Source organism: Mycolicibacterium houstonense (genome assembly GCF_900078665.2).
GTDB classification, from domain to species: Bacteria; Actinomycetota; Actinomycetes; order Mycobacteriales; family Mycobacteriaceae; genus Mycobacterium; species Mycobacterium houstonense.
Genome location: NZ_LT546207.1, coordinates 4,220,535 through 4,231,464, shown reverse-complemented (window position 1 = coordinate 4,231,464; position 10,930 = coordinate 4,220,535). Strand labels below are relative to the sequence as shown.

Sequence of the window (10,930 nt, the reverse complement as noted above, 5' to 3'; positions counted from 1 at the left end):
GCATAGTTTTCAGCGCCGTTGCGTTCGTAACCTGGCGGCGGTAAAAGGCGGATTCTGCCGCCACCACGTTACGAACGCGATGAGAATCAGTCGCGCAGCGTCTCGATGACCGCGCTGAAATCCTTGTCGGCGTGATCGACGGCGAACTTCGCGTAGATCTCGGCGGCATGAGTGCCCAGTGGAGCCGACGAACCCGTGGACTCCACGGCCGCCATCGCCAGGCCCAGGTCTTTGTTCATCAGCGCGGTGGCGAAGCCCGGCTTGAAATCGTTGTTGGCCGGTGACGTCGGAACCGGCCCGGGCACCGGGCAATTGGTGTGCACGGCCCAGCAGTTGCCGGTCGCGCCGGTGATCACGTCGAACAGGGCCTGCTTGTCCAATCCCAGCTTCTCGGCCAGCACGAAGGCCTCACCGACCGCGATCTGTTGCACCGCGAGCACCATGTTGTTGCACACCTTGGCGGCCTGGCCCGCGCCGGTGGCGCCGCAGTGAATGATCTTGCCCGCCATGGGCTCAAGCACGGCGCGGCCGCGCTCGACGGCATCGTCCTCGCCGCCGACCATGAAGGCCAGGGTGCCGGCCACCGCACCCTTGACGCCGCCCGAGACCGGGGCGTCCAACTGGGCGAAGCCCTTCTCGAGTGCCAATTTGTGTACCTCGCGGGCGTCATCGACCGAGATCGTGGAGCTGTCGATGAACAGTGCCCCCTCGGCGGCGGCGGGCAGCACCTCGGCGTAGCAGCTCTTCACCAGGGCTCCGTTGGGAAGCATGGTGATCACCACATCGGCACCGGCCACCGCTTCGGCACCGGTGCCGAACACGTTGACGCCGTTGGACTTCGCCGTCTCCTGCGCGGCGGGGACCGGATCGAAGCCGCGCACCGTGTGCCCGGCGGTGACCAGGTTGGCGGCCATCGGCCCGCCCATGTTGCCCAGTCCCAAGAACGCGATCGTGCTCACGTACCTCTCCTATCCCGCCGCGCGGGCGCGGGCAGACTCGGCGCGCCCGACCACCACGCGCATGATTTCGTTGGTTCCCTCAAGGATGCGGTGCACCCGCAGATCCCGGACGATTTTCTCCAGACCGTACTCACGCAGATAGCCGTAGCCGCCGTGCAACTGCAGGGCCTGATCGGCCACCTCGTAGCACTTGTCGGTGACATACAGCTTGGCCATCGCGCACAACGTCACCTTGTCGGGGTGATCGGTGTCCAGCGCGGACGCGGCCCGCCACAACATGTTTCGTGACGTCTCCAAACCCGTGGCCATGTCGGCGAGGGCGAACCGGATGGTCGGCTCGTCGAGCAGGGCGCCGCCGAACGCCTGGCGGTCGGCCAGGTAGCTCAGCGCTTTGTCGTAGGCGGACTGCGCCCCGCCCAGCGAGCAGGCCGCGATGTTGAGCCGCCCGCCGTTGAGCCCGTTCATCGCGATGCCGAACCCGGTGCCCTCGGTGGCGCCGAGCAGGGCGTCCGCCGGAACCCGGACGCCCTCGAAGATCACCTGCGCGGTGGGCTGCGCGTTCCAGCCCATCTTCTGTTCCTGGGCGCCGAAACTCAGCCCCGGAGCATCCTTCTCGACGACAAACGCCGAGATGCCTTTCGGGCCTTCGGCACCGGTCCGGGCCATCACCACGTACACATCGGAGCTGCCGGCCCCGGAGATGAACTGCTTGACCCCGTCGAGCACATAGTCGTCGCCGTCGCGCACCGCCCGGGTGCGCAGCGCCGCCGCGTCGGAGCCGGCCCCCGGTTCGGTCAGGCAGTAGCTGGCGATGGCGTCCATCGACGCCAGCCGGGGCACCCAGGTCTTGCGCTGCTCCTCGGTGCCGAAGGTGTCCACCATCCAGGCGCACATGTTGTGGATGGACAGGAAGGCCGCCAGAGTGGGATCGGCGGCGGCGAGAGCCTCGAAGATGCGTACCGCATCCAGGCGCCGCAGCCCGCTGCCACCGGCGTCCTCACCGCAGTAGATGGCACCCATGCCGAGTTCGGCGGCCTCCCGCAATACGTCGGTGGGGAAGTGATGGGTCTCATCCCACTCCAACGCATATGGCGCGATGCGCTTTTCGGCGAACGCGGCCGCCGTCTCGGCGATCACGCGTTCGTCGTCGTCCAGATCGTGCAAATTCACAGGTTCGCTACTTCATCGTGGGGATGACGAACTCGGCGCCATCCTTGATGCCCGACGGCCACCGCTCGGTCACGGTCTTGGTCTTGGTGTAGAACAGGATCGAGTGCGGGCCGTGCTGGTTGAGGTCGCCGAATCCGGACCGCTTCCAGCCGCCGAAGGTGTGGTAGGCCACCGGAACCGGGATCGGCACGTTGACGCCGACCATGCCGACCTGTACCCGCGAGACGAAGTCCCGTGCGGCGTCGCCGTCGCGGGTGAAGATCGCGACGCCGTTGCCGTACTCGTGCTCAGAGGGCAGCTTCAGGGCTTCTTCGTAGTCGTGCGCGCGGACGATGCACAGCACCGGACCGAAGATCTCATCGGTGTAGATCGACATGTCGGTGGTGACGTTGTCGAACAGGGTGGGGCCGATGAAGTAGCCCTTCTCCAGGCTGGTGTCACCGAAAGTCAGCTCATTGCTGGCGCGTTCGCGGCCGTCGACCACGAGCTCGGCACCGGCCTCGACGCCCTGACCGATGTAGTCGCGCACCCGCTCCAGCGCGGCGCCGGTGACCAGGGGCCCGTAATCGGCCTTGGGGTCGAGGCTGTGTCCGACGCGCAGTTGGTTGATCCGCTCGACCAGTCGGTTGCGCAGGCGGTTGGCGGTTTCCTCGCCCACCGGAACCGCGACGCTGATGGCCATGCAGCGCTCGCCGGCGCTGCCGTAGCCGGCGCCGATCAACGCGTCGACGGCCTGGTCCAGATCGGCGTCGGGCATCACGATCATGTGGTTCTTGGCGCCGCCGAAGCACTGCGCGCGCTTGCCGTTGGCGGCCGCGCCGGAATAGATGTACTGCGCGATGTCGGAGCTGCCGACAAAGCCGACCGCCTTGATCTCGGGATGCTCGAGGATGGCGTCGACGGCTTCCTTGTCGCCCTGCACCACCTGGAACACGCCTGCCGGCAGCCCGGCCTCGATGAACAGCTCGGCCAGTCGCAGCGGAACCGAGGGGTCACGCTCGGAAGGCTTGAGCACGAACGCATTTCCGCATGCCAGCGCGGGGCCGGCCTTCCACAGCGGGATCATCGCCGGGAAGTTGAACGGGGTGATGCCGGCGACCACGCCCAGCGGCTGGCGAATCGAGTACACGTCGATGCCGGTTCCCGCGCCCTCGGTGAACTCGCCCTTGATCAGGTGCGGGATGCCGACCGAGAACTCGATGACTTCAAGGCCGCGCTGGATGTCGCCGTGCGAATCGGCGACCGTCTTGCCGTGCTCCAAGGAGAGCATCTCGGCGAGCTCGTCGGCGTGCTGGCCCACCAGCTCGATGAACTTCATCAGCACGCGGGCGCGGCGCTGCGGGTTGTAGGCGGCCCATTCCTTCTGGGCCTCGGCGGCACCGGCGACGGCCGCGTCGACATCGGCGGCCGACGCGAGCACCACCTGTGCCTGCACCTCACCAGTGCTGGGGTTGAGCACATCGGCGGTACGGGTCGACCCGGCGGTGGTGCGCCGGCCGTTGATGAAGTGGGGGATTTGAGTGGTCATGGCGTTCCGTCCAAAGAGAGATGCGCAAGTGGTATGACTCGGGGCATACCCGAGATACTTGGATATCCTAGTAATTGGTCGAGGTGTTGCGCAAGGGTTTCTGCGCTCTGCTCGCCGCCCGGTCTCAGGGTCGAACCGGACGCATCAACGGCGGCGGCTCAATCGAGCGAAACCCGGTCGCCGATCTGCATCCGGCCCTCGGAGAGCACCTGAAGATATGCGCCGGCGCATGGCAGAGGACCGAGCCCGAAGGCCTCGACTCGATTCTCGGCTGCGGGAGTGCGGAGCGCGTGTGGCGCCCGGGGGAGCTGACCGTGCTCAAGGGTCGGAATGGCGCAGCGGGGAGTGGGCCCCATGGCGCGCAGCCTCGTTCCACCCACGCTGAGGATCTGATCGGTCCACCCGTTCTCGGCATACGCCGGATAGCCCGGCGGCGTAGCGATCACCAGGTTGGGCCGATACCGGGCGGCCTCGACACCGATGTGTTCCAGGGTGGCCGTGGTGATCGCGTGCACGGGGGCAAGATCGGTGAACGAGTTGCCTGGAGTTGCCAGGGCCAGTTCGAGGATCGGAGCATCGACCTCTGCGTCCACGCCCATGTCGAGCACTTGATCGGGGTCCGCGCGCTCAATCGAAGCGCCGGCAGGCCTGCTGTCGGCCAGGTGAACCGAACGCCCCACAAACCGCGATAGCCGATCATCTACGTCGTCCTCGTCGGTTGTCGTCGTACTGCCGTCCGGCATGAGGATGCGTACGCGGCGGTCTTCGGTGACGGCGCCGCACGACAAGAGCCCCCGCCACAGGCGGGCCTGCTTCGCGCTCGCCACCCGGCCGCTGGCTTCGTCGATGAGCGCGAACTGGCGGTCGCCCCCCGCCCCCCCCCCCTTTGCGACAAAACGCTCCCCCCCCTCCCCCCGGCTCCACCTTACCCGGTACCCGTCACAGCGCCCGCCCCCCCCGTTGTCCANGCGCTCGCCACCCGGCCGCTGGCTTCGTCGATGAGCGCGAACTGGCGGTCGCCCTCGGCTCCGCCTGCGTTGACGAAAAGCGTCTCCACGCTCTCCCCGAGCATCGACTTGACCGGATACCGGTACAGGCGCTCGACCCGCATGTGCTCAACAGCCTCGACGCTCATGGAACCGAAGATAGCCGCGTCCGGAGCGAGGTGGAGCGCAACCCTTTAAATTACGAAACCGTATCGTTATTATACGTGGGTGGTTTCCTCCGATCCGAACCCGGATGTGATCGTGGCCGGTGCCGGCCCGACCGGGCTGACGTTGGCCTGTTCCCTGCGCCTGCACGGACTCTCGGTGCGGGTCGTCGACCGTGCGGCGGCGCCGGCCACCACCTCGCGCGCCAATTTCCTGCACGCTCGCGGCTCGGAAGTGCTGGGCCGGATCGGCGCACTCGGGCGCCTGCCGGAGGAATCGCTGCGAGCCATGCGCATCACCAGCTACCTGGGAGACCGGCCGGTGATGACGCTGGAGTTCGGCGATCCCGGCATGGGCACGGCCGCACCTCCCATGGTGGTGTCGCAGGCCAAGGTCGAGGCGGCGCTGCGGGCTCGGCTCGCTCAGCTCGGCGTCGAGCCGGAATGGGGCCGGGCGGTCGTCGGTGTGCGGCAGGACGGCGGCACCGCGGTGGCCGAACTCGGCGACGGTTCCGAGATCCGTGCTCGATGGCTCGTCGGATGTGATGGTTCCGCCAGCGTGATCAGGCAACAGGCGGGCATCGCGTTTCCCGGTGTCAAACTCTCCGAACGCTTCCTGCTGGCCGACGTCCACCTGGACTGGGAGGTGGACCGCAGCGGGACCAGCGGCTGGATTCACCCCGACGGCATCCTCGGTGCCATGCCCATGCCCGATCCGGGCGGCCGCGACGATCTCTGGCGACTGTTCATCTATGACCCCACGCTCGGGCAGAAACCGAGCGACGGCGAGATCCTGGCGCGAGTCAAACAATCAGTGCCGAAGCGGACCGGCCGCACCGTCACCGTCGGGGACGCCGAGTGGCTGTCGGTGTTCACCGTTCACCGCCGGCTGGCGGAGCGGTACCGCACCGGGCGCGTCCTGATCGCGGGCGATGCCGCGCACGTCCACGCCCCGTTCGGCGGGCAGGGCATGCTGACCGGTATCGGTGACGCCGAGAACCTGGCGTTCAAACTCGCCCTGGTGATCCGGAACCTGGCCTCCGACAAGCTGATCGACACCTATGAGGCCGAACGCAGACCGCTGGCCACCGAGGTGCTGCGCGGAACCAGCGCCGTCACCCGGGTGAACGTGGCCAGCAATCCGATCGGCCGCTTCCTGCGCGACCACGTGGCCACCCGGCTGTTCGGCCTGCCCTTCATCCAACGCTGGATCACCTACACCGCCTCGCAGCTCTGGGTGAGCTATCGCAAAGGCCCGCTCGGAGGCCGGGGCCGCAAGCCGCGCCCGGGGGATCGGATCGAAGACGTTTCCTGCACGCGACCTGACGGCACCGCCACCCGATTGCATCGTGAGCTCGGCGGGCGATGGGTGGTGCTGTTGCCCGATGGGGCGCCCGACGACATCGAATCGGCACGCCGCCGGCTCGGCGAGTTCGTCACACCCCTGCACCACGACGGCTCCGAGACGATGCTGATCCGCCCCGACGCCCACCTTGCCTGGCGGGGGCGGCCTCACGACGCCGACGGCCTCGACCATTGGCTGGCAACGGCTTTGAACTCGGGAACGGTGCGGTGACCGGCCCCGGCCGGGGCCGGCCACGCGATGCGGGGGCCGATCGGGCGATCCTGCAAGCAGCGCTGGACGTATTCATCGAGCGCGGTGTGGAGGGTTCCAGCATCGAACAGATTGCCAAGCGCGCCGGTGTCGGCAAGCCGACCATCTATCGGCGGTGGTCGTCGAAGGAAGACCTGATCGCCGCGGCGATGGGGCAGTTGATCGCCGAGGGCGCCGGCGGGGGCCCACCCGAGGCGGTCGCCGTCGACTCAACATATGTGATGGTGGAGAGGGCGNGCCGGCTGGGCCTCACCCGAGCAGGTCGACGTCGAATCACCTTATGAGCTGGTGGAAGCGGCGATCGAGAGCGCGGCCGCGGCCGCCACCACGCCGCACTACCGGGCGCTGGTGGCCCGGGTGTTCGGCTCGGCTGTCAGTCATCCCGAGCTGATGGCCGTGTACTGGGATCGGTACATCTTGCCGCGCCGCAGGCTCGCGGCCCGGCTGCTGGAGCGTGCGCGAGAGCACGGAACCGTCGCTGACGACGCCGATTTCGACGTCGCCATCGACATGATGGTCGGTGCGATCACCTACCGCGTGTTGCAGCCGAACCCGCCCGACACCGATGAGATGCGACGCTATCTCCGCGCGGTTTACCACCAAATTGGTTTGTTGCCTTGACCCTTGGGGCCGGTGCCCTGTTCCGCTCAGCGCCGAGCCAGGACCGCACGCTCGATCGGTGAGACGGGTGCCGTACGGCCTGCGGGCTCGAGGTAGCGGGATCGGTACTCTTCCGGACCGACCTGTTCGATTTCCTGCCAACCGTATTCGGCGAGGAAATCTGAAACGTCGCCGGGGTTGAGCCCGAACTTCCACAGGCCGCGTTTGACCACGAACTCGCGGTACGCCCCTTCGGCGTCGCACATCGCCCGCCCGTCGAGGAAGTCCTTTCGCACGTATGTGAACGCCAATTTGCTGCCGGGTGCCGCGTCCGCGAGATGCTCCATCGTCGTGCGTACCGCAGACTCGGTCAGGTACTGCGTCACCGCTTCCCAGATGTAGAAGGTGCGCTTGCCGCTGTCGAAGCCGGCGGCGTCGAGTGCTTGGGTCAGATCATCTGTCTCGAAGTCCACCGGAAGCAGCGTGACGTTGGCCGGTACCCCGGCTGCAGTGCGTCGTATCGCTGCCGTCTTGTGCGTGATGTTGGCGGGCATATCGACCTCGCACACTGCGATACCGGCGAGTTCGGGCATCCGGTAGGCCCGGGTGTCATAGCCCGCACCGAGAATCACGACGGCTTCGATGCCGTGAGGCAGGGCAGCGATCAGCTGATCGTCGATATAGCGTTTGCGGCACAAGAAGCTGGACCAGCCGCCTCGCAACCGTTTATCCGTGGCCGAGATCAACATCCGTCGTACCTTGGGCCACCGCGTGGATCCCGCGACGATACGACTCATCGGCGGCAACATTCGTTGCGCCCAGCTGTCGTGTATCAGGGGCGACGGCTCGTATTGATCGGCAGCGACGATGACCATGGGCCCGATTGCGGTCCCGGTGGCTGGATTGTCCATGGTGCGCACTCCTGAGTCGATCGAACGACGCCGACCAGGCTTCCCGGCACACCGAGGCCAAACCTATCAGTTCGGTGCCTCAATTGTTCTGCTGATGCCACTTGTCCAGGACCGCGGGGATCTCGGACATCAAGAACGCGTAGAAGTCTCGCATCTGGGCGAGCCGGTGGCGCGCCGGGCTGCCGGGCTCGGTGGCCGAGATGCCGGTGTCCGCGGCGGCTTGCATGGCCGCAAGGGTTTCGTTCTGGTTGGTGAACAGAATCGCCCAGGCGTTGTCACGCAGGCGGAAGTGGTCGCGGCGGCTGGCCGGGGCGGGCACGCGTTCGGCAAGGCCGACCGACGTCAGCATCTTGAGCGAGCCTGAGATGGACCCGGCACTGGCCTGCAGGGTGTCGGCCAATTCGGCCATGGTGACACTCGGCTGTTCGCTGAACAGCAGGGTGGCGAGGACCCGGGCCGGCATCCGCTGCATGCCATGGCTGCTGAGCACGAGGGCGAGTTGCTCGGCTTCGTGCTGCATATCTACGGCTTTCGGCACCGCGAATCCTCCTCACCGGAAATACCCTTCAATAATTTCTGAAAGTTTAGTACAGTCGTGGCCGGTGCTCCGGGAAGTCTGGTCGGAAACGGTATTGGCCTGCGCTGAAAGGGCACTGATGCACACTTCGACCGATGTCATCGACGTTCGTGGATTGACGTTCACCTATCCCAGATCAACCGAACCCGCAGTGCGGGGAATGGACTTCGCCGTCGGGAACGGGGAGATCTTCGGGTTCCTGGGCCCCAGCGGCGCCGGGAAATCCACCACTCAGAAGCTGCTCATCGGGCTGCTGCGCGGGCACGGCGGCCACGCCACGGTGTGGGGCCGTGATCCGGTGGAGTGGGGGCCGGACTACTACCAGCGCGTCGGCGTGTCCTTCGAGCTGCCCAACCACTATCACAAGCTGACCGGGCTGGAGAACCTCCAGTTCTTCGGTTCCCTGTACGACGGGCCCACTGCCGATCCGATGGAGCTTCTCGACGCGGTCGGTCTGGCCGATGCAGCCGGTGACCGAGTTGCCAAGTACTCCAAGGGAATGCAGATGCGGCTGACGTTCGCGCGGTCGTTGATCAACAATCCTGAGCTGCTTTTCCTTGACGAGCCCACCTCGGGGCTCGATCCCGTCACCGCCCGCAAGGTCAAAGACATCATCCTGGACCTGAAGGCACGCGGCCGCACGATCTTTCTCACCACCCACGACATGTCGACCGCCGACGAGCTGTGTGACCGGGTGGCTTTCGTCGTCGACGGAACCATCGTGGCGCTCGACTCTCCGGCCGAGCTGAAGATCGCGCGCAGTCAGCGCCGGGTCCGGGTGCAGTACCGCACGCCCGACGGCCTGGCCGCGGCGGAGTACGCGATGGACGGCCTGGCCGACGATCCGGGCTTTCACGCCATCCTGCGCGAGCACCACGTCGAGACCATTCACAGCCGCGAAGCCAGTCTCGATGACGTGTTCGTCGAGGTCACCGGACGGCGGCTGACATGACCCGGCTGATGGTCGCGACCCGGCTCGAGCTGCTGGTGCAATACCGGCAGAAGTTCCTGCATGCGGGAATCTTCTCCGGGCTCATCTGGCTTGCGGTGCTGCTGCCGATGCCGCACAGCCTGCGCCCCGTCGCCGAACCGTACGTGCTGGTGGGTGACATCGCGATCATCGGGTTCTTCTTCATCGGAGGCTCGGTGTTCTTCGAGAAGCAGGAACGCACGCTCGGTGCGGTGATCTCCACGCCATTGCGGTTCTGGGAGTACCTCACCGCGAAACTTCTGGTGCTGCTGTCCATTTCGCTGTTGGTCGCCCTGGTGGTGTCCACCGTCGCCGACGGTTTCTCCTACCGCCCGGTGCCGCTGATCCTCGGGGTGGTGCTCGGCACTCTGCTCATGCTGGTGGTCGGGTTCATCACATCGCTGCCGTTCGCCTCGGTCACCGACTGGTTCCTGGCCGCCACCATCCCCTTGGCGGTCATGCTGGTGCCGCCGCTCATCTACTTCTCGGGACTGTGGCCGCACCCGGTGCTGCACGTCATCCCCACTCAGGGACCGTTGCTGCTGTTGGGCGCCGCGTTCGACCAGGTGTCGTTGAGCAATTGGCAGTTGCTCTACTCGGTGCTGTATCCCGTGCTGTCGCTGATCGTGCTGTGGCGCGTCGCTCATGTGCTGTTCGTCCGCTACGTCGTCGAGAGGTCAGGTGTGCTGTGACCGCGATTCTGGGCTCCACCACGAGCAAGGCGCTGGCTGCCTTCGGCCGCAACGACATTCGCGGCACCTGCCGTGATCCGCTCCTGGTCATGGTGGTACTCGCGCCGATCATCTGGACTACCGGCGTCGCGTTCCTCACGCCGATGTTCACCGAGATGCTGGCGCAGCGTTACGACTTCGACCTCGTGCCCTACTACCCACTGGTGCTCACCGCATTTCTGCTGCTCACCAGCGTCATCATCGCCGGCGGTCTCGGCGCGTTCCTGGTTCTGGACGAGGTCGACGCCGGGACCATGACCGCGTTACGGGTCACCCCGGTGCCGATGTCGACGTTCTTCGCCTACCGGGCCGTGACGGTCATGGCGGTGACGACCGTCTACGTGATCGCGACGCTGGCGTTCAGCGGGATCCTGGAGCCGGGATTGATTCCGGCGTTGATCCCGATCGGGCTGGTCGCCGGGTTGTCCGCCGTGGTGACGTTGCTCCTGATCATCACCATGGCGGGCAACAAGATCCAGGGCATCGCGATGTTACGCGCGCTGGGCATGCTCATCGCCGGGCTACCGTGCCTGCCCTGGTTCATCGACTCGCCGTGGAACCTGGCGTTCGGTGTGCTGCCGCCGTACTGGGCGGCCAAGGCGTTCTGGGTCGCCAGCGCGCACGGCACGTGGTGGCCGTACCTGGTCGGGGGCCTCATCTACAACCTGGCGATCGCCTGGCCGTTGTTCCGCCGATTCCTGGCCAAGAACAGCTGACGG

The 10,930-nt window shown here is 66.5% G+C and carries 11 protein-coding genes and 1 pseudogene; 5 read left to right on the top strand and 7 right to left on the bottom strand.

The features are described from left to right. Positions 1–86 precede the first annotated feature (86 nt). From mmsB to BN4332_RS35570, 5 genes are all read right to left on the bottom strand, one after another. Positions 87–959, bottom strand: a complete 873-nt coding sequence (mmsB, locus tag BN4332_RS21150) for a 3-hydroxyisobutyrate dehydrogenase (RefSeq protein WP_066901334.1) — start codon at positions 957–959, stop codon at positions 87–89. Positions 960–968: 9 nt separating this feature from the next. Continuing rightward, the gene (locus BN4332_RS21145; protein WP_066901332.1) at positions 969–2,129 is read right to left on the bottom strand and encodes an acyl-CoA dehydrogenase family protein; all 1,161 of its coding nucleotides are present in this window, start codon (positions 2,127–2,129) and stop codon (positions 969–971) included. 7 nt (positions 2,130–2,136) lie between these two features. After that, the gene (locus tag BN4332_RS21140; protein ID WP_066901330.1) at positions 2,137–3,657 is read right to left on the bottom strand and encodes a CoA-acylating methylmalonate-semialdehyde dehydrogenase; all 1,521 of its coding nucleotides are present in this window, start codon (positions 3,655–3,657) and stop codon (positions 2,137–2,139) included. A 158-nt stretch (positions 3,658–3,815) separates the two neighbouring features. Then, positions 3,816–4,256 carry an MOSC domain-containing protein gene (locus BN4332_RS34535; protein WP_235654161.1) on the bottom strand — a complete coding sequence of 147 codons (441 nt, stop codon included), beginning with the start codon at positions 4,254–4,256 and terminating at the stop codon, positions 3,816–3,818. Positions 4,257–4,582: 326 nt separating this feature from the next. Next, the gene (locus tag BN4332_RS35570) at positions 4,583–4,729 is read right to left on the bottom strand and encodes a hypothetical protein (protein ID WP_435405202.1); all 147 of its coding nucleotides are present in this window, start codon (positions 4,727–4,729) and stop codon (positions 4,583–4,585) included. Positions 4,730–4,871: 142 nt separating this feature from the next. Between BN4332_RS35570 and BN4332_RS21125 the strand changes: the two genes are divergently transcribed. Both BN4332_RS21125 and BN4332_RS21120 read left to right on the top strand, forming a co-directional pair. After that, entirely contained in the window at positions 4,872–6,383 is a 1,512-nt protein-coding gene (locus BN4332_RS21125) for an FAD-dependent monooxygenase (RefSeq protein ID WP_066901326.1), read from the top strand. Beyond that, positions 6,380–7,043: pseudogene (locus BN4332_RS21120) on the top strand (TetR/AcrR family transcriptional regulator). Before BN4332_RS21125 ends, BN4332_RS21120 begins: the two are co-directional and overlap by 4 nt. Before the next feature lie 26 nt (positions 7,044–7,069). Here BN4332_RS21120 and BN4332_RS21115 read toward each other — a convergent pair. Both BN4332_RS21115 and BN4332_RS21110 read right to left on the bottom strand, forming a co-directional pair. Next, positions 7,070–7,933, bottom strand: coding sequence for an SAM-dependent methyltransferase (locus tag BN4332_RS21115; protein WP_066901340.1), 864 nt, complete (start codon positions 7,931–7,933; stop codon positions 7,070–7,072). Positions 7,934–8,012: 79 nt separating this feature from the next. Beyond that, entirely contained in the window at positions 8,013–8,453 is a 441-nt protein-coding gene (locus tag BN4332_RS21110) for a GbsR/MarR family transcriptional regulator (RefSeq protein ID WP_066901324.1), read from the bottom strand. Positions 8,454–8,589: 136 nt separating this feature from the next. Here BN4332_RS21110 and BN4332_RS21105 point away from each other — a divergent pair, with 136 nt between their 5' ends. Genes BN4332_RS21105 through BN4332_RS21095 form a run of 3 tightly spaced genes read left to right on the top strand, consistent with a single transcriptional unit; the run spans position 8,590 to position 10,927 of the window. Continuing rightward, positions 8,590–9,462 (top strand): ABC transporter ATP-binding protein, encoded by an 873-nt coding sequence (locus BN4332_RS21105; protein WP_096866957.1) that lies wholly within the window; start codon positions 8,590–8,592, stop codon positions 9,460–9,462. Further along, positions 9,459–10,172, top strand: a complete 714-nt coding sequence (locus BN4332_RS21100; RefSeq protein ID WP_066901322.1) for a fluoroquinolone export ABC transporter permease subunit — start codon at positions 9,459–9,461, stop codon at positions 10,170–10,172. The genes BN4332_RS21105 and BN4332_RS21100 overlap by 4 nt, the downstream gene beginning before the upstream one ends. After that, a complete protein-coding gene (locus BN4332_RS21095) occupies positions 10,169–10,927 on the top strand; it encodes an Rv2686c family ABC transporter permease subunit (RefSeq protein ID WP_066901320.1) in 759 nt (252 codons plus the stop codon). Before BN4332_RS21100 ends, BN4332_RS21095 begins: the two co-directional genes overlap by 4 nt. The last annotated feature ends 3 nt before the right edge of the window (positions 10,928–10,930 follow it).

Excerpts from the sequence above, each read along its gene's own strand:
- BN4332_RS21140 (WP_066901330.1), bottom strand. The coding sequence starts at position 3,657 with ATGACCACTCAAATCCCCCACTTCATCAACGGCCGGCGCACCACCGCC.
- BN4332_RS34535 (WP_235654161.1), bottom strand. The coding sequence starts at position 4,256 with ATGGGCGTGGACGCAGAGGTCGATGCTCCGATCCTCGAACTGGCCCTG.
- BN4332_RS21115 (WP_066901340.1), bottom strand. The coding sequence starts at position 7,933 with ATGGACAATCCAGCCACCGGGACCGCAATCGGGCCCATGGTCATCGTC.
- BN4332_RS21110 (WP_066901324.1), bottom strand. The coding sequence starts at position 8,453 with ATGCAGCACGAAGCCGAGCAACTCGCCCTCGTGCTCAGCAGCCATGGC.
- BN4332_RS21105 (WP_096866957.1), top strand. The coding sequence starts at position 8,590 with ATGCACACTTCGACCGATGTCATCGACGTTCGTGGATTGACGTTCACC.
- BN4332_RS21100 (WP_066901322.1), top strand. The coding sequence starts at position 9,459 with ATGACCCGGCTGATGGTCGCGACCCGGCTCGAGCTGCTGGTGCAATAC.